The organism is Olleya namhaensis, assembly GCF_900114005.1.
In the GTDB taxonomy this organism is placed as follows: Bacteria; Bacteroidota; Bacteroidia; order Flavobacteriales; family Flavobacteriaceae; genus Olleya; species Olleya namhaensis.
Genome location: NZ_FORM01000009.1, coordinates 1 through 19657, shown reverse-complemented (window position 1 = coordinate 19657; position 19657 = coordinate 1). Strand labels below are relative to the sequence as shown.

Annotated in this window: 15 protein-coding genes; 8 read left to right on the top strand and 7 right to left on the bottom strand. The window is 33.4% G+C overall.

Annotation, left to right across the window (positions count from 1 at the left end; translation table 11 throughout):
* Nucleotides 1–78 precede the first annotated feature (78 nt).
* Genes BMZ09_RS13780 through BMZ09_RS13770 form a run of 3 tightly spaced genes read left to right on the top strand, consistent with a single transcriptional unit; the run spans nucleotide 79 to nucleotide 8358 of the window.
* Nucleotides 79–5493 carry a fibronectin type III domain-containing protein gene (locus BMZ09_RS13780; RefSeq protein ID WP_090841635.1) on the top strand — a complete coding sequence of 1805 codons (5415 nt, stop codon included), beginning with the start codon at nucleotides 79–81 and terminating at the stop codon, nucleotides 5491–5493.
* A 28-nt stretch (nucleotides 5494–5521) separates the two neighbouring features.
* Nucleotides 5522–6427 (top strand): PorP/SprF family type IX secretion system membrane protein, encoded by a 906-nt coding sequence (locus BMZ09_RS13775; protein ID WP_090841632.1) that lies wholly within the window; start codon nucleotides 5522–5524, stop codon nucleotides 6425–6427.
* A 20-nt stretch (nucleotides 6428–6447) separates the two neighbouring features.
* A complete protein-coding gene (locus tag BMZ09_RS13770) occupies nucleotides 6448–8358 on the top strand; it encodes an OmpA family protein (protein ID WP_090841630.1) in 1911 nt (636 codons plus the stop codon).
* 408 nt (nucleotides 8359–8766) lie between these two features.
* Here BMZ09_RS13770 and BMZ09_RS13765 read toward each other — a convergent pair whose 3' ends face one another.
* A complete protein-coding gene (locus BMZ09_RS13765) occupies nucleotides 8767–10311 on the bottom strand; it encodes an Rne/Rng family ribonuclease (protein ID WP_090841628.1) in 1545 nt (514 codons plus the stop codon).
* Between the two features lie 348 nt (nucleotides 10312–10659).
* Nucleotides 10660–10950, bottom strand: coding sequence for an HU family DNA-binding protein (locus tag BMZ09_RS13760; RefSeq protein ID WP_055442767.1), 291 nt, complete (start codon nucleotides 10948–10950; stop codon nucleotides 10660–10662).
* Between the two features lie 137 nt (nucleotides 10951–11087).
* Here BMZ09_RS13760 and mutY point away from each other — a divergent pair, with 137 nt between their 5' ends.
* The 4 genes from mutY to gldD all read left to right on the top strand — a co-directional run bounded on the left by mutY (nucleotide 11088) and on the right by gldD (nucleotide 14595).
* Nucleotides 11088–12128: an A/G-specific adenine glycosylase gene (gene mutY / locus BMZ09_RS13755; RefSeq protein ID WP_090841627.1), complete on the top strand. Its 1041-nt coding sequence runs from the start codon at nucleotides 11088–11090 to the stop codon at nucleotides 12126–12128.
* Between the two features lie 91 nt (nucleotides 12129–12219).
* Nucleotides 12220–12657, top strand: a complete 438-nt coding sequence (locus tag BMZ09_RS13750) for a single-stranded DNA-binding protein (RefSeq protein WP_090841625.1) — start codon at nucleotides 12220–12222, stop codon at nucleotides 12655–12657.
* A gap of 9 nt (nucleotides 12658–12666) precedes the next feature.
* Nucleotides 12667–13971, top strand: coding sequence for a gliding motility-associated protein GldE (locus BMZ09_RS13745; RefSeq protein WP_090841622.1), 1305 nt, complete (start codon nucleotides 12667–12669; stop codon nucleotides 13969–13971).
* A 45-nt stretch (nucleotides 13972–14016) separates the two neighbouring features.
* Complete coding sequence (gldD, locus tag BMZ09_RS13740) at nucleotides 14017–14595, top strand: gliding motility lipoprotein GldD (RefSeq protein WP_090841620.1); 579 nt, start codon at nucleotides 14017–14019, stop codon at nucleotides 14593–14595.
* A 104-nt stretch (nucleotides 14596–14699) separates the two neighbouring features.
* On the opposite strand, the gene BMZ09_RS13735 is transcribed toward gldD, so the two are convergent.
* Nucleotides 14700–15155 carry a hypothetical protein gene (locus BMZ09_RS13735; protein ID WP_090841617.1) on the bottom strand — a complete coding sequence of 152 codons (456 nt, stop codon included), beginning with the start codon at nucleotides 15153–15155 and terminating at the stop codon, nucleotides 14700–14702.
* A 341-nt stretch (nucleotides 15156–15496) separates the two neighbouring features.
* Nucleotides 15497–16213, bottom strand: a complete 717-nt coding sequence (locus tag BMZ09_RS13730) for a DUF6090 family protein (protein ID WP_090841615.1) — start codon at nucleotides 16211–16213, stop codon at nucleotides 15497–15499.
* A gap of 264 nt (nucleotides 16214–16477) precedes the next feature.
* Between BMZ09_RS13730 and BMZ09_RS13725 the strand changes: the two genes are divergently transcribed.
* Nucleotides 16478–17446 (top strand): IS110 family RNA-guided transposase, encoded by a 969-nt coding sequence (locus BMZ09_RS13725; RefSeq protein WP_090841613.1) that lies wholly within the window; start codon nucleotides 16478–16480, stop codon nucleotides 17444–17446.
* Nucleotides 17447–17677: 231 nt separating this feature from the next.
* Here the strand turns inward: BMZ09_RS13725 and BMZ09_RS13720 are convergent, their stop codons facing one another.
* Genes BMZ09_RS13720 through BMZ09_RS13710 form a run of 3 tightly spaced genes read right to left on the bottom strand, consistent with a single transcriptional unit; the run spans nucleotide 17678 to nucleotide 19497 of the window.
* Nucleotides 17678–18031 carry a DoxX family protein gene (locus BMZ09_RS13720; protein ID WP_090841611.1) on the bottom strand — a complete coding sequence of 118 codons (354 nt, stop codon included), beginning with the start codon at nucleotides 18029–18031 and terminating at the stop codon, nucleotides 17678–17680.
* Between the two features lies 1 nt (nucleotide 18032).
* Nucleotides 18033–18893, bottom strand: a complete 861-nt coding sequence (locus BMZ09_RS13715; protein ID WP_090841609.1) for an SDR family oxidoreductase — start codon at nucleotides 18891–18893, stop codon at nucleotides 18033–18035.
* 52 nt (nucleotides 18894–18945) lie between these two features.
* On the bottom strand, nucleotides 18946–19497 hold the full coding sequence (locus BMZ09_RS13710; RefSeq protein WP_090841606.1) for a TetR/AcrR family transcriptional regulator: 552 nt from the start codon (nucleotides 19495–19497) through the stop codon (nucleotides 18946–18948).
* Between the last annotated feature and the right edge of the window lie 160 nt (nucleotides 19498–19657).

The following is a 19657-nucleotide window of genomic DNA, read 5'->3' as shown; positions in this document are numbered from 1 at the left end:
ATAATAGTATTTTTAACAGTTTTTCAAGACGTTTTTTTTTTAGTTTAGGTCTCTAATTAACTAACTACTTCTCAAAAAATGAAAAAAACTACGTTCATTTTAGCCTTGTTACTATTCTCTATTGGGTGGCAAGCTAATTCACAAATTACAACTTATCCTTACACGGAAGATTTTGAAGCTGGCGACGGAGGTTGGGTAGCAGACAATGGAACTGACGGTACCTGGGCACTTGGTTTGCCTGCGTCTACAGTCATTAACAGTGCAGCATCCGGAGCAAACTCATGGGCAACAAATTTAACAGGAGATTATAACAGTTCAGATAATTCATCTGTAACTAGTCCTGTATTTGATTTATCAGCATTAACAGCGCCGACAGTATCATTTAATATTTGGTGGGAAGCGGAAACTAGTTGGGATGGTGCAGTTTTTCAAAGTTCTATCGATGGTGGTACAACTTGGGTTAACGTAGGAGCATTAGGAGATCCAAATAACTGGTATACGGATGACACAATCAGTGGTAATCCGGGTGGTCAACAAGAAGGTTGGACAGGGCGAAATGGTACAGGTTCTAACGGTTGGGTGAGTGCTAATCATGCTTTAATAGGTTTAGCGGGAGAGGCTAATGTAATGTTTAGATTTGCATTTGGTTCTGATGGATCTGTTCAAAGTGAAGGTTTTGCTTTTGACGATGTTTCAATTTTTAATACAGATTGTCCTAGTCCTTCAGGATTAATGGCAAACGCAATAACATCTGACTCTGTTGATTTGTCATGGTCTTTAGGTGATGCAGAAGCGGCTTGGGAAGTCGTAGTGCAAACTGCGGGAACAGGATTGCCAACGTCAGGTACCGCTGTAACGACTAATACAGGATATACGGTGGGATCATTATCACCTGCAACAGATTATGAAGTATATGTTAGAGCAGATTGCGGTGGAGACTTCAGTGTTTGGGCTGGTCCAGTAACTTTTACTACAGCTTGTGCTGTTTTTACACCTGATTATTTACAAGATTTTACAGCGATTCCAGCAATTTGTTGGGAGGTAGCAGATAGTGGTGATTCAACTACAGGTCCCGGAGACTTAGGGACTTCTTCTTGGACACAAGATGGTTATTTAAACAATGGTACAACAGGAGCATATAAGATTAACTTATGGGTTGCTACTAAAAGTGACTGGTTGTTAAGTCCGCTTTTTGATTTAACAGGTGTTCCTTTTCAAGTAGAGTTTGATTTTGGTGTAATGCCATTTGGAGGTTCAACAGTAGCAGGGACTTTAGGATCTGATGATACAGTTGAGTTAATGATAACTACGGATAGTGGAACAACTTGGACAGTATTACAAACCTTTGATGCTTCATCAGTAATTCCTGACTCAGGTTTACATGTTGTACAAGATTTATCAGCGTATTCTGGAGCTACTGCTCAATTTGGAATTAGAGCTTCAGAAGGAACAATTGATGACGCAGCAGATAATGATGTATTTGTAGATAATTTTCAAGTAAGAGCAGTACCTTCTTGTCCAGATCCATTGGCTATAGCAGCAGTGGTTACTGGAGATACAACTGCAGATATTACTTGGGATGCAGGAAGTACAGAAACAGAATGGCAAATATGGATTCAGGCAGCAGGAACAGGAGTACCAACAACAGATGGTGTTGTTACTAGTTTAAATGCGCCATATCCGGCAACAGGATTAACACCTAGCACACCTTACGAGGTATATGTTAGAGGAAATTGTGGAACAGATGGGTTTAGTGCTTGGATTGGACCAGTAAACTTTACAACATTTAATACTCCGCCACCTGCACCATTAGGGGTTACTTGTGCAACTGGAGATTCAACATTTATATTTACTGAAGACTTCGGTTCAACTCCCGGCGTAGCGCCTTCAGGATGGACAGGTACTGGTTTTGACGCTAGTAATGGTAATTGGAGAATTACTAATCCAAATGGAAATTCTGGTGGAACAGGGCCAAATGTTAGTTGGGATGGTAATGCTGGAGTACATTTGGAATATGAAGCATCAGGTAATTCATCAGATATAGCATCAGCAATTTCGCCAGCAATAGATTTAACAACAGCTTTAGATGGTGCAGAATTATCTTTTTACATGCATGCTTTTGGAGATGATATAGGAACATTAAATGTTGGGGTTAGTACATCCGCAACAGGACCATTTACAACAGAATATACTTGGAGTGGAGATTATCAATCAACAGCAGATGAAGCATGGGTTCCAATAGGAGTTAATTTAGACGCCTATTTAGGACAAGTTATATATGTCGAATATAGTTACGGAGGAACTGGTGCAGGTTTTGAAGGAGATTTAGCTTTAGATCAAGTAAGAGTAGAATCTTGTGGAGATTTTTGCGTTGCACCAAGTGGTATTACCGCGACATCAATAACAGAAACTTCAGCTGATATTTCTTGGACTCCAAATGGAGCAGAGACACAATGGAATTATGTAGTGCAATTAGCAGGAACAGGGACACCTACTTCAGGTACTTTATCAAGTACTACAACCATACCAGTGTCTGGTTTAAATCCTGCAACAGATTATGAAGTTTATGTTCAAGCAGTTTGTGGGGCAGAAAATAGTACATGGGCTGGTCCATTCACATTTTCAACATTACTACAATTTAATTTTATTTTAGATTGTGCAACAGATGGACCTCAAACTATAGATTACTGTTATGACAGTAATGATACTAATGTATTTACATTTACATCAACAGATGGTACGCCACTTAATTTAACAATTAACGCGGGACAAGTTGAAAATAATTTTGATGAGCTAATCGTGTTAGATTCTGACGGAGTTACTAACTTAAACGCTGCAACACCTTATGGTGCAAGTGGACAAATTGGTGGTTTAACATTCCAATCATCAGGAGATACTATTTCTTTTGCTATCGAATCTGATGGAAGTGTTAGCTGTCTAAGTAGTACGACATTTACATCACTTTCTGTAACAGTAACTTGTGCAACTTGTATTAATCCAACAGCAACATTTGTAGTTGTTGACGATTGTGCAAACGGTGATCAGTTTTTAGTCGATGTGGATGTAACGTCAATAGGAGATGCTACTACTTTAGAAATAGAAGATAATCAAGGTGGCGCACCGGTAACGGTAACTGCTGCAGGTGTTAGTCAATTTGGACCATACGCTTTTAATACAGATGTTGTTTTTACAGTGTCTAATGTAGACGATGTTAATTGTGTTATTACAAGTAATACAATATCATTAGCAGCTTGTCCACCAAGTAATGATAACCCTTGCGATGCAACAGTGGCTTTAGTTAATAATGGTGAGTCTTGTATCGATGTTAATTCTGGAACTTTAGCAGAAGCAACAGATTCTGGAGTGCCAGCAGGTTCTTGTGCTACAGGTACAGACGATGACGTTTGGTATCAGTTTACAGCATTAGGAGAGCAACAAATAATTCAAATCTTAAATGTTGCTGGAGGATTTAACGTAGACCATGCACTTTATGAAGAAGGTGCTGATTGTAACGATTTAACGCAGTTATATTGTACTACGGACGATTCAAGTATAACACCAACATTAACTGTAGGAAATGTATATTATATTAGAGTGTTCTCTGCAGGTACAACTGCAACAACTATAACTTTTGATTTATGTATCCAAACTTTAGGTGTGCCAACGTATTGTACAGAAGCATTACCAATTTGTGCAGATCCAACAATTTTTTACCCGAGTATAGTTGGTGATCAAGTAGCACCTTCTTATATCGATTACGATTGTTTAGGAAGTCAGCCAGATCCACAATGGAACACGATTCAGTTTGATGATGCAGGAGATTATGTATTCCAATTAGCACAAACCAATGATGCTGGTGTAGGGTTAGATATTGACTTTATAGTTTGGGGACCATTTCCAGGTCAAGAAGCAGGATGTTTTGAACTGTTACCAGAAGCTATCGCAGACTGTAGTTATTCTGCTACAGCAACAGAGACTATTACGTTAACAGGAGTTCCAGCTAACTCGATTTATATAATATTAATTACTAATTTCTCTCAACAAGATGGAACATATGTATTTACTCAAGAGTCAGGCCCATTAGATGGAACAAATTGTGATGTTGTTTGTGACGTAGCTTTAGATTACGACGGAATCCTAATAGAACAAGGGGTAACTGCTGCAGAAGGATCAAGTGATCCTATTAATTTATGTGGAAATGATTCTGTAACATTAACAGCGGATACTGCTTATGCAGTTGATTCTTATGATTGGTACGTGAATGGTATTTATCAAGACGGTATAAACGCTCCTACTTTTGTTGCGACAGAAACAGGAACTTACCAGTGTGTTGTAGGTGGTGGTATTTGTGATGATTTTACATTCTCAATATTAGCAACTATTAATTTCTATGACGCAGCAACAGCAGATCAAGCTTTAGATATGGAAGTTTGTGATGATGGAGCAGGAAACGGAGTGTTTGATTTAGAAACTCAAACAGCAACAATCTTAGGGACACAAGATCCTAGTGAGTTCTCTGTAACATATTACAGTGCTTTGTCAGATGCACAAGCAGGTACAGGAGCATTAACATCTCCTTACACAGCTACAGACGGAACAACTATTTATGTTAGAGTGGAGGATGTTGACGCTGTAGGTTCTAATTCTGGTTGTGCCTCTACTAATACGACTTTTAATTTAGTGGTAAGTACGTCTCCAGAAGCGACACAGCCAATGGATATGGAAGTGTGTGATGACGGAACAGGAAGTAATGTATTTGATTTAACAGCTGACGAAGCTACAATAATAGGTACTCAAACAGGTGTGTTAGTAACATATCATACAACTGAAGCTGACGCTTTAAGTGGAGATAATGCTATTGCTACTCCAGCAACTTACACTTTAACAGCAAACTCAGAGACAATTTATGTTAGAGTAGAGAATGCTACTGCAAGTGATTGTTTTGCAACAACAAGTTTTGGTATCTCATATAATCCAGCACCAGAAACAACGTTTAGTGCTGATATGGCTTTTGAAGTTTGTCCAAATGCAACCACTCCAATTATAGTTACAGCAGAACCTGCAAATTATACTTTAAGTGAAGTTAGTATCAAATGGTACTATGAAGGTGGTGAAATTACTGGTCAAACAGGAATTGAATTACCAACGGTTTTATTAGCTGGTGATTATGAAATAGAAGTTACCTTTAATGATTCAGGATGTACTAGTTCTGCATTTGTTACTGTAGACGAGTTAGAAACATGTATAATTCCTCAGGGAATATCTCCAAACGGAGATGGTATTAATGACCGTTTTGATTTAAGTAGTTTTGATGTACAAAGTTTAGAGATTTATAACCGTAATGGTACTTTAGTATATTCTAAAAACAATTATACATCAGAATGGGGTGGTCAAGCAGACAATGGAGATATGCTTCCGGTAGGAACTTACTACTATGTTATGAAGTATCAAGGAACAAAAACAAAAGCCGCTTGGGTATACATAAACAAATAAACTAACTAGAAAACCAATAAGATAACAGATGAAAAAATTAGTATATATCGTATTCCTAGTGTTTATAGGCGTACAAGCCCAACAAGATCCGCAGTACACACAGTACATGTATAACATGAATGTGGTAAATCCAGCCTATGCAGGTTCTACAGAAGGTGTTGCTATTGGAGCACTTTATAGAAGTCAGTGGGTCGGGTTAGAAGGTGCACCAACGACAGGTACTTTAGCGATACACTCTCCAGTAGGAAAGAATGTAGGTTTAGGACTATCTTTAATAAGTGATGAGGTAGGACCAGTAAAAGAGACTAATGCTTATGTTGATTTTTCATACACTATTCCAGTAGGGACAACTACTAAATTAGCGTTTGGATTAAAGGCAGGAGCAACGTTTCATGATATTGGATTAACACAAATTGATTTAGTAGATCCTAATGATCCTTTCTTTGCACAGAATATTAATGAAACAACTCCAAATATTGGAGCAGGATTATATTTTTATAAGCCAAATAAATTCTATATCTCGGCGTCTATGCCAAATATTTTAAACTCGGTACATTTAGATGCTAACGGGTTTAAGATTGGGTCAGAAACGCAGCACTTTTTTGGTGCAGTTGGATATGTGTTTGATTTATCAGAAGACTTTAAGCTAAAGCCACATGCTTTAGCTAAGGTGGCGTTTGACGCTCCAGTAAGTTTTGATGTTAATTTAAATTTATTTATGTATGATTTTGTTGAGGTAGGAGCGGGATACCGTTTAGACGATTCTTTTAGTGGGATGATCAACTTTTTAGTTGCGCCTAATTTAAGAATTGGTTATGCGTATGACACAATCCAATCTCAATTAGATGTGGTAACTAATTCTTCTCACGAGATTTTTATCAATTTTGATATCAATTTACCAAGAAAAGTTTCTCGTTCACCACGTTATTTCTAATCCAATAAGCTAACCAAACAATGAAAAAAATACAACTATTTATATTCGCCATTTTAATAAGCAGCACAAGTGTGTTTGCTCAAAGTGATGCGACCAAAAAAGCCGATAAATTATTTGCTAAATATAAATTTGTAGATGCTATTGAGGCCTACAATAAATTAGTAGAAAAAGGGGAGGGTGATGCCTACGTATATTCTAGATTAGCAGAAGCTAACTATAATATTTTTAGTACAATCGAATCTGAAAAATGGTATGCTAAAGCTTTAGAGGCTGGAGCATCTCAACCAGAAATGCTTTTTAAGTATTCTGAGATGTTAAAAGCTAACGGTAAATACGATGCGTCTAATAAGCAAATGGACAAGTTTGCGTCTATGAGACCTGGAGATGATCGTGCAGTAATGTACAAAGCTAACCCTGAGTATTTATCTAAAATATTAGATAAAGGAAAAAAGTTTAATGTGCAAAACTTAGATCTTAACAGTAAAATGTCTGATTTTGGAGGAACACTTCAAGATGGTAAATTATACATTACGTCTTCAAGAAATGCAAGTAGAAAAAACTATGGTTGGAATGAAGAGCCATTTTTAGATATCTACTCATACACAGCAGCGGAAGATGGGTCTTATCAAGGAGAAACACTTTTAGACGGAAAGATTAATACTAAGTATCATGAAGGTCTTACAAGTTTTACTCCAGATGGTAAAACAATGTATTTTTCAAGAGAAAGTTTCTTTGAAAACATTTACGAAAAAGACAGTTTATCTAATACAAAGTATAGTGTTTTACACTTATTTAAAGCAAACAAAGGAGCAAATGGATTCTCTCAAGTAGAAGCTTTACCAATTAACAGTCAGAATTATTCTATTAAAAACCCTACTATTAGCGCTGACGGAAGTACAATTTACTTTGCTAGTGATATGCCTGGAGGTTTTGGAAATTTTGATATTTACAAAGCATCTTTAGATGGTAATGGAAAAGTTGGTACACCTGTAAATATGGGGCAGAAAGTAAATACGGAAGGACAAGAGATGTTTCCATACATTAGTGATAATAATACACTTTACTTTTCTTCAACAGGACATTTAGGTCTTGGAGGAATGGATGTGTTTTATACTAAGGAAATTGATGGTAAATTGGCGCCAATACGTAATGTAGGAATCCCTATTAACAGTAATGGAGATGATTTTGCTTTTAGAATGAATGAAGAAACGGGAGAGGGATTTGTATCTTCAAACCGTGAAGGAGGAAAAGGTAGTGATGATATCTATGGTATCAAAAAGTTACAACCGTTATGTGATGTGTTAATTGTTGGAACTGTTTTAGACGAAAAAACAGGAACGCCATTAGCAGGGGCATTAACAACATTAGTAGACGCTCAAGGAAACGTATTAGCTTCTAAGCCTGCAAATGCAAAGGGTGTAGTGGAATATATTGTAGAGTGCGAAACTGGAACTGAATTACAAGTTACTATGGATGGTTATGAAAGTAACAAAGTAACAATAGCTGCAAGTAACGAAGAAGAAGTTGCTGTAACAGTTAGTTTGAAGCCTATAGAGGCTATTGTAACGCCAGAACGTGTTATACTTAACCCAATTTACTTTGACTATGATAAGTCAAACATAACAGCTCGTGCTGCGTTTGAATTAGATAATTTAGTACAAGTGATGAATAAGTATCCTAATATGGTAATACAAGCAACATCACATACAGATTTTAGAGGGTCTAATCAATACAACCAACGCTTATCAGAAAGACGTGCACAAACAACGACACAGTACGTGATTTCTAAAGGAATTGCTGCTAGTAGAATTTCTGCATCAGGTAGAGGAGAGACAGAGCCGGCTATTGATTGTAATCCTTGTACGGATCAAGATCATGATCTTAATAGAAGAAGTCAATTTTTTATTATTAGTGGAGGACCACAGCAATAAATATATTACAAGTTATACAACCAGAATAAACCAAAAAAACCGATAAAAAGCCCCACTGTTAAGTGGGGCTTTTTTGATATATTATGTTTGGTTTTTTATTACTATTTAAGTAATAGTATCTTGTTTTTGACTAATTATATGGCTTTTTAATTGGTTTTAGGGGGTTTTGGTTTGCGTTAAGGATAGTAGTGGCATCCTTTTTAGTAATGCAAACTAAGGGGTTGTTAGTAGAAATGTGGTTGGTTTTTAACTTGTTGTATATTTGTATTACAAGTATTCTAAAAAGATATAACGGATAGCCTGACCTTTGTGCTGATATTAAAAATCAGGACAAAGGTAACGCCCTAAAAAGTGCTAGTTTTTGGGCATAAAAAAAACCTTACTAAATAAATAGTAAGGTTTTTTTTGTTATTTAATTTGTTTACCATTTTGATCATTAAAATGATATTCAAGGTATGTGTAAGCATCTCTTGGTTGTATCTTTACCCATTTTTTGTGTTCAAAAAACCATTTTGAACGAATCGATGGAAAACCTTTTGTTAAAAAGGCTGCTATAAAAGGATGTGTGTTTAAGGTCACCTTTTTGTAGTCTTTTTTTAATAATTGTTCTAAGTCATGAGTTATTTTAGGCACAATGTTAATTGGCGCTTCGACTTCTTCTCCTTTAAAACCGTTAGGATTATCCTCTCTGGTTTTAATGTTCATTTCTGGTCTTACTCTTTGACGTGTTATCTGAATCAATCCAAACTTACTAGGAGGTAATATTTTGTGTTTGGCACGATCATCTTTCATCTCATCACGAAGATGATTAAAAAGTTTTTTCCTGTGTTCTGCAGTGTTTAAATCTATAAAATCTACTACAATAATCCCACCCATATCACGTAATCTTAATTGTCTTGCAACTTCTGTTGCTGATATTAAGTTTACTTCCAATGCGGTGTCTTCTTGAGAGTTTGCTTTGTTAGATCTATTACCACTATTTACATCTACGACGTGAAGTGCTTCTGTATGTTCTATAACAAGGTATGCACCTTTAGACATAGAGACTGTTTTACCAAAAGCGGTCTTGATTTGTCTTTCTATTCCAAATTTTTCGAAAATAGGAACGGTAGACTGATGTAATTTAACTATTGATTCTTTTTTTGGTGCAATTTGCTGCACATATTCTTTTACTTGTACATATAAAGCATCATCGTCTACATGAATTCCGGTGAAGGTGTCATTAAATATATCTCTTAACATTGAAGAGGCTTTATTTAATTCGCCCAGCACTTTGGCAGGATGATTTGCTTTATGTAATTTTTTACACATTGCCGTCCAACGACTAAGCAAGTTTTGTAAATCTTTATCTAGTTCGGCTACTTTTTTGCCTTCTGCTACAGTACGTACAATAACTCCAAAACCTGGCGGAGTTATACTCCTAACCAAACGTTTTAAGCGCTCTTTTTCTTCTTTGCTTTCTATCTTTTGAGAGATGGAAATACGATCAGAAAATGGTACTAAAACAATATATCTACCAGCTATAGACAGCTCAGAGCTAATCCTTGGGCCTTTAGTAGATATTGGTTCTTTTACTATTTGTACTAAAATAGACTGATTTGATTTTAAGACGTCAGTTATCTTTCCGTCTTTATCAATATCTTTTTCAAATGGGTAATTTTTTAAAGAAAAATCTTTTAGTTTACCTGTGCTTACACTTTTTGTGAATTTTAAAAGGGAGGACATTTTTGGACCTAAATCATGATAATGCAAAAATGCATCTTTCTCATAACCTACATTAACAAATGCAGCATTTAGACCTGGAACAGCTTTTCTTACTTTGGCAATAAACACATCACCAACCGCAAAGTTGTTCCCATCTTCCTCTTTATGTAATTCAATTAATTTTCCATCTTTTAATAAGGCAAAATCAACAGCTTCTGGACTAGATCTAATAATTAATTCTTTATCCATTTAGGTTAATTTTTATCCATACAATAAAGTACAGATGGATTATACATATACCTTAACTTGTAATAAGTTAAGGTATTTTTTTTTCACAGGATTTTTTAAATCCGGTAGAGTTTAATAATCACGCAAGGTTTTACGTGTTATAGATAAACTCTATTTCAAAGAACTTTGTTTCTAATAAACCAAAAAAGTAGTTTATAAAAACTACTTTTTTGAATTATTTTTTCTTCTTGTGACGGTTAGCGCGTCTACGTTTTTTACGCTTATGCGTTGCAACCTTGTGTCTTTTACGTTTTTTACCACTTGGCATAGGGTTAATTTTTTTAAATTAATAATTCGATTATATTGTTTTTACTTTACGTCAACGTTAGTTTTTACACCCTCTACAAATACTTTTGCAGGTTTAAACGCTGGGATATTGTGAGCAGGAATCTTGATAGTCGTATTCTTCGAAATATTTCTTCCTGTTTTTTCTGCTCTTGTTTTAATAATGAAGCTACCAAAACCTCTAAGGTATACATTGTCGCCTCCTTCTAAAGATGTTTTAACCTCTTCCATGAAAGTCTCTACAGTTGCCTGTACATCTCCTTTTTCAATTCCTAGTTTTTCAGAAATCTTTGCTACTAAATCAGCTTTAGTCATTTTCTTTTCTTATTTGCGTTATTAATTTTTCTAAGGGTTGGCAAATATAGTCATTTATTATTCAATATTTCAAACCTAATTCATTAAAATTTAATGTGATAAACTTTACTTTTGCTTTTCTTACTTTTTTCTAATAAATGAATCTCTCAAAACAACTAATTAATTGGTACACAGATAATAAGCGTGATTTGCCTTGGCGTAACACCACTAACCCTTATTTTATTTGGCTTTCCGAAATTATATTACAACAAACACAAGTCGTACAAGGTTTACCTTATTATACCGCTTTTACAACCTATTACCCAACTGTTTTTGACCTAGCAAACGCAGACGAGCAAGATGTGTTAAAGTTATGGCAAGGACTTGGTTATTATTCTAGAGCCAGAAACTTACATGCTTCAGCCAAATATATAGTAAATGTATTAAATGGGCAATTTCCAGACACTTTTGATGATATTTTAAAATTAAAGGGTGTTGGAGATTATACGGCAAGTGCCATAGCATCCATTTGTTTTAACCAAATCACCGCTGTTGTAGATGGTAATGTATATCGCGCACTATCTAGAATATATGGTATTGAAACTGCCATAAATACAGGAAAAGGGTTTAAAGAGTTTAAAGCTTTAGCACAACAATTAATAGATGTTAAACAACCGGCGACTTTTAATCAAGCTATAATGGAGTTTGGTGCACGTTTATGTAAGCCCAAAAATCCGGATTGTAATATATGTCCTTTTAATACGGTGTGTGTTGCATTACAAAAAGGAACAATAGGTGAGTTGCCAGTCAAGCTGAAGGCCAACAAGGTTACTAAAAAACATTTTAATTTTATAGTCATGCTGTCCAAAGACAACAAAACTATTATTGAACAACGTCAAGGTAGTGGTATTTGGCAAAACTTATATCAGTTTCCGTTAATCGAAACTGAAAAGGAAGCCACGCATGAGGTTATAGTAAACGAGATTGAAAATTTAGATATTTTAAAAGACGCAACGTTTGATGTGTCTTTATATAATGATAAGGTTATTGTCCATAAATTATCACATCAACATTTAAATACTAAATTTTGGATAGTTACTTTAGATCAAGAGTTATCAAAAGGAGTGTCTATAAAACAAATTAAGGACTATCCTGTGCCTATTTTGATTGGAAATTTTATTGAAAAATTTAATTTTTAAACTATAAACCGTAACACCTCAATATTTTTTATTAAATTTATTTACATTGAAGCTTAAAGCTGTAATTTTGTAGCGGTAAAAACCATAACTTATGTCAGGAACATTAAATAAAGTAATGCTTATAGGGCATTTAGGAGATGAAGTAAAGATGCACTACTTTGAAGGCGGTGGTTGTGTTGGACGTTTTCCTTTGGCAACTAACGAGACTTATGTTAGTAAGCAAACTAATGAGCGTGTTACTAATACAGATTGGCATAATATAGTGGTGCGTAATAAAGCAGCAGAAATTTGCGAAAAATACTTAACCAAAGGGGATAAAGTATATGTGGAAGGGCGTATAAAAAACAGAAAATGGCAAGACGACTCTGGTAATGAGCGTTATAGTACGGAAATACAGGTTTCGGACTTTACATTTTTAAACACAAAACGTGATCCAGAAGCTGCTCCAGCAAAGCAACAAGCTAATCCAATGGCTGAAAAACCAGCAGCACCTAAACCTGTTTCTAGTGATGACGATCTTCCGTTTTAATAATTAATTATGGATCCCGAACCCTCGAGTTTTTTAGCGTTATTAGTTACCAACAATATTAATGTTGTACTTGGTTTTGTGCTATTAATAGTACTATTAATATGCTCTGCAATGATATCAGGAGCAGAAGTGGCCTTGTTTTCACTATCCAAATCAGATTTAGAAGACGAAAATTTAAAAGGTAAAAAACAAATTCAGATCATTTCAAAACTATTAGTGCGTCCAAAAAAATTATTGGCAACAATATTGGTGGCTAATAATTTTATAAATATTGGTATTGTAATATTGTTTGCCTTTTTAGGTAATTATATTTTTGCAAGTATTGCCTCTCCCTTAGCAAAGTTTGTATTAGAAGTTGTTGTTATTACCTTTTTAATATTATTATTTGGAGAAATTTTACCAAAAATATATGCCAGTCGTAATAACTTAAAATTTGCAACGTTTATGGCATATCCACTGCGTGTTTTAGATGTGTTATTTTCGCCTTTAAGTTTGCCTATGCGTAGTATAACTTTAGGGATACATAACAAACTAGGAAAGCAAAAATCAAATTTAAGTGTTGATCAATTATCTCAAGCATTAGAGTTAACCAGTGAGCATGATACCACTAAAGAAGAACAAAAAATACTACAAGGAATTGTTAGTTTTGGTAACACAGATACCAAACAAGTTATGCAACCACGTATAGATGTATTTGCTCTAAATGTGGAGCAACCCTATAGCGAGATTATACCAGAAATTATTGATAATGGGTATTCTAGAATTCCGGTTTATAAAGATAATATGGACACTATTATTGGTGTGTTATATGTAAAAGATTTATTGCCATATATAGATAAAAAAGGGTTTGATTGGACCACACTATTAAGAGAACCGTTTTTTGTGCCAGAAAACAAAAAATTGGATGATTTAATGGCAGAGTTTCAAGAAAAGAAAGTCCATTTAGCGATGGTAGTAGATGAGTATGGTGGGACTTCTGGCTTGGTATCTTTAGAAGATATAATAGAAGAAATAGTAGGTGATATTAGTGACGAGTTTGATGACGAAGATTTGATTTACTCAAAACTAGATGATAAAAATTATGCTTTTGAAGGTAAAACTGCCTTGAAAGATTTTTATAAGATTATTAAAATAGAAGACGATACTGTTTTTGAAAACCATAAAGGGGAAGCAGAAACATTAGCTGGTTTTATTTTAGAAAATTCTGGAGGATTTCCGAAACGTAATAGTAAAATAAATTTTGAAAAATACGTTTTTACTATAGAAGCATTAGATAAAAAACGAATAAAACGTGTCAAGGTTACATTACCTTAAACAATAACTAAATAGGCGCTAATATTGCGTTTAAGTGCTCTTTTTATGAAAAAAACAATAGTCATTCTTATCTCATTTATTGTATTATTAAGCTGTGGAAGTGACCCAATTCCAAAACCAAACGGATATCTAAGGTTAGAGTATCCGCAGGCACAATACAAAACCTATGATCAAGATTTACCATTTACTTTTGATAGAAATGCGCAAAGTGATACCATACGTTTTAAGCCATTAAAAGATGATGTGGAAAGCTTTGGGTTAAATATAGAGTACAAGAAGCTTAAAGGGACGGTTTACTTAACCTATAAGGCTATTGATGGTCAAGAGCGCTTAACTAAATATCTTAAAAACGCACAAAACTTTACACAAGAGCATACTAAAAAAGCGGACGCTATTGAGGAAGTCGTTTGGGAGAACCCAGTTAATAAAGTGTATGGTATGTTTTATGAGGTTGGTGGTAACGCAGCATCACAATCGCAGTTTTATATTACAGATAGCATTAATCACTTTTTAACAGGATCGCTTTATTTTTATGCTAAACCAAATTACGATTCTATTTTACCTGCCGCACACTACTTGCAAAAAGATATTAAGCGTATTATGGAAAGTGTAGAATGGAAGTAAATGTAGTATTAACCATAGCTTAAATAGCAGAAACAAGATATTGGACTAAAAAAAATCGCTTTACCAGCGATTTTTTTAATTAGGCGTATTTGTGAAAAAAAATATTAAGCTTGTAGCTTTGTTATCAATTCAATAATTTTATTTTGAACCGTTTCAGCAACTTCCTCTTTTTTCACCTTTAAAAAGATAAAACAATTGGAGTAATTACCTTTCAAAGCGTCATTGTAGATGTGTTTTCCTTTTGTCTTAATTTCAATAGTTGATGTTAATGTTCTATTATGACGGTTGGTAGATGTTAGTTTTATTTTTTTTAATACTATTTTTTCAATTGTGATCTCTCTTTTCTGAGTGTTTTTTAGTTTGTACTGACTACCAACATTTTCAAAAATCAATTTATCATCACTAACACTTAATTGGGTGTAGTATTTATTATTTATTCCGTTTTCTTTCATTAATATATTAATTTCTGTAATGTCTTTATCTAAGTCTGTAGATTGGGCAAAGGAAACGGTTGCGCTTATTAAAATAATAATTAAAGTAATTGTCTGTTTGATTTTCATAATTCTAATTTGTAATATTTTAAGCGACCTGTTTTAAGGTCTTTATAGTTGGTGTTTTGTAGTTTTTTTTAAGAAAATTAAGTTGTGTAAAATGTATTAGTATGTTTCTGATTTTTCCATTCATTTTTTGTTTTCATAAGTGACTGTAATTAATTGCTTAATTTTTAGTCAACCTATTTCAGGAAAATTCATTGGTTTAATTGTACACAACGGTTTTGTGTATGGAAAGTTGCGTGATTTAAGGAACTAAGTTAGCAAATAAATTACAGATAGAAAGTCCGCGAGGACTTTTGTAAATTGGCTAAAACCAGCAATTAATTATACACGGTGTTGTGCTTTCGTTATTTATCTATTCGTTCATTAATTGATTTCTTTATATTTTCCAATTCTACTATACCATATTCCAAAATCGGTATATAATTATTATATAATTTCTGGTAATTACTAATAACATAATGCCTATATTCTTGACTATTTACAAAATAATCTTGTAGCTCCTTACTGCTATTATCTTTTGTTATTGTTTTACTTATCCATTCGGGATACCAACTGTAATTATCTCTAAATTTATTTACAATTAACCAACTTTCATCAGTAATTTCTTTCTCCATAGTATTAATGACTGTTCCAGTATCATATATTTCAATCAAATACAATGATAGACTATCTTTAGAAGCAATTGATTTTAAGCGTTCAACACCGCCTTTATTCATATTAGTTGCTGTAATTTCGACCATTAATCGAGACAAACCGTCGTCCAATAAATCTATAGTTCTAGTATCTGAAATGACAGCATCGTAAACGGGTTTTATAGAATCGTAATATTTGATAACGTTTGAAAATTCATCAATGTCATTATCTAAATCAAGTACAATCTGCTTATAAATATCAGTAATTTCAGCTTGTTGCTTTCTATTTTCATTCCAATTGTTGATTTGTAATGCTATTAAAATTCCAATAACGACAAGCACAATTTCTCCTAGGGCATATTTAAAATACTTTCCAGTTTTTCCCTCTGAAAGTAAATTTTGTCTAATTTTTCTAAAGAATTTTATCATTGGTTAGTGATTAGTCATAATGAAGCACAACGGTTTTGTATAACTTAAGTTTGATTTTTGATTAAAGGTATTAAATTTAAGTATATAATCAGAAAGAACAAAAAGAGAGGATTAAGGTTATTTTGTATATTGAGACTAGATCTCGTTTTTCTTGAGAATCCCCTCCCTTTTCTACTATTATTTCGTACAGTTCTAAGAGACTAAGGATCTCGTTTTTAAGTTGTAGAAAACACGGTAGATACGTTCTTTCATAACATTTTAATTATGAATGAAAATACAAATTATTTTGGAATTGACATTAGCAAGGATGTTTTTGATGTAATGGGCAATGATAATTTATTTCATCAGTTTAGCAATGATCTTAAAGGTTTTAAGCAATTCCTTAAACTTATGGAAGATAATTCTCATTGTGTTATGGAGTCTACAGGTGTGTATCATCTACGATTGGCCTATTTTTTAATAGAACAAAACATTAAAGTTAGTGTTGAGAATCCATTGTCTGTTAAACGTTTTATACAGATGAAGTTATCAAAAATTAAGACAGACAAGAGTGATTCAAAAATGATTTACGAGTATGCTCTAATTAATACTCCAAGGTTATGGACAGGTCAGACTAAGAGTCAGATAGAATGCTCTCATTTATTAAGTTTAAGTAATTTATATACTAAAGAGATTATTGTTCTTAAAAATAAATTGCACTCTGAAGAAGCTCAAGGCAGTCCCGTGCCTAGAGTAATACGCTCTATAAAACGGAGCTTAAATTATTATAAAAAAGAAATTGAAACTTTAGAGATGACCGTTTTGAAATTGGTAAAAGAAGAGTATCAGGACTTGCATAGTCGGATTAAAAGTATCCCTGGTTTAGGAGCTAAAGCTAGTGCTCTTTTGATTGTCTTGACAGATGGATTTGAGCGTTTTAATACAGCATCAGAATTGTGTTCATTTGCTGGTTTAACACCTATTATAAGAGAGTCTGGTAGTAGTATACGGTCAAGACCTAGAATAAGTAAAATGTGGAATAGGCGATTGAGAAAAATATTATTTATTTGCAGCTTCTCCACTAGTAAACATAATAAAGCTTGTCGCGAACTCTATGGTAGACTTGTAGCTAAGGGTAAGAGTAAAAAACTAGCTTTAGTAGCTGTTTGTAATAAGCTATTGAAACAGTCCTTTGCAATTGCTAAATCTCACTTATGGTATGACGAAAATTATAAGAGTGTATTAGTTAGGTAATACTTTGTTTTTAATTATTTTCAATATGTTTTTATTCAAGGATGAAAATGTAATAGAGGAATATTGCTTAAAAATTAATTGTTTTTTTAATAGGTTTTTAACACAGTTCTTGAAAAGTAGCGAATTTAAATTCACTAACTTTTCAGTTAAACACAAAGATATAAAAAAGCACAAACCTTGATGATTTGTGCTATCCTCGCTATTTTTTATATACAATGTTACCCACAGTATTTATTTTAAAAGCTTGTTCATATATATGTTGGATATTATTAGAATCGCCAAAAGTATTAGAAGTAGAAGCATAATAAAGATAGAATCTTTATGTTTGATATGTGCGACTAAAGCCGTTATTAAAAACAATCCAACACCTGCATAAGTCCATTCTTTTAGTTGTAATGAAGCAAAAGGTATTAGTAATACTATTGCAGCTATCAACTTTAAAACAGCTAGTTCTACCCTGAAAAAGTCAGGAAATCCTAAATTTTTAATTCCTTGAATTGTACTTTTACTGAATAAATAGCTATAAGAGCTTAGGAAGAGAAAAGCGGATAATATTGCTGTCGAAGACCAATATATTACTTTCATATTATAAAAAACTATCTTGTAATTGTTTCACTATTTTATGGCCATCTGGGTCAGCTTTTGTTTTTAACTTACAAAAATCTTCAGCCCATTGTGAAGTTCGGATTCTTAAAGGAGGATTTTCGTTTTGAGCAATACCTAAAGCAACTTCTGCGACTTCTATTCCTGTTTGATACACTTGCTCTTTGCTTTCATTTGCTCTTTTTTGGTTTCCTGCCATATATCTGTCAAATATTGGTGCGTATTCTCCTGTTGCAAATTGTCCCTTAATAGCTGTTTTTTCAATAGCAGACGTCATAAATTCTGTAGCTATACCTCCTGGTTCAACACAAGTAATTTTGATATTGAAAGCATCACTAACATAGGTTGCAAGTCCTTCCATAAACCCTTCTACAGCAAATTTAGCACCACAATATAATTCGTTAAAAGGTTGTCCAACCAAACCACCAACAGAAGTAATACTAATAATTTGACCAGATTTTTGTTTTCTCATATATGGTAATACTGCTTGTGTGCAAAATACAACTCCGTGATAATTTACGTCAGTAACCCATCTAATTTCTTCTTCTGAAGCCTGCTCTGTTGTTTTTGCAAAACCAGCTCCTGCATTATTGACTAATACATCTATTTTTCCATCTTTTTCTATAATTGTTTTTACAACAGATGTTATAGAGGCTACTTTAGTTACATCTAAAGGAAGTACTTCTATGTTAAGATTTTCTTCCAAAATTCTTTGTTTAAGCTTGTCAGCTTTTTTAAGATTACGCATTGTAGCGTAAACCTTATAGTTGTTTTTAGCGAATAGAATAGCACTTTCAAATCCTACTCCTGTTGACGTTCCTGTAATTAATACGTTTTTTTTCATAATTGTTAACTTTTTGGAATGAATGTTCATTCCAGATTATTGATAAATTTTTTTATTCTTTGATTGCGTCCCAAACCATTATTACTTGATTTTTAAGCGAGGTTTGTTTGTTCTCTGTTTGATTAAAATACCATCTTAAATAAGCTAAAATAGCTCCACCTATAAACATTAAAATTTCTTCGATGTCAATGTTTTTTATAATACGTTGTTGTTTTCCTAGTGTTAAAAGTTCAAAAATAGGAGTAATAGATTTTCTACCTTCTTCTTTACTATTTTCCGTTATAATAGGAGAAGCTTGCAGTTGCTCCATAAATTGGAAATAATTAGGATTATCGATGAAAAAGTCGACTGCTATAGTAAAATAGTTTTCAAATTGAGTTTTGATTGGCTTATCCGCTTCAAATTTTTCAAATAGTAATTTTTCTTGTTTTTTTATATCTGTGTAAATTTCATTAATTAAGGCATCTTTATTTGGGAAATAATTATAGATAGTTCCCATTCCAGTTTTTGCAGCTTTTCCAATAGCAGACATAGGTGTGTTATGTACACCTTTTTTTACAAGAATTTTAAGAGCAGATGATAATATGGTTTGTTTTTTATTCACTTTGCAAATATATAATAATTGGAATGATTATTCCAACTATTATATATATATTTTGAAATATGCTGTTTTGTATTATACTGATATAGGTTGACCTTTTTTTGTTAATATTTTCTAGTTCAAAAGATTTTTTTTAGACGTTTAGAAGGTAAAAAAAATAGTT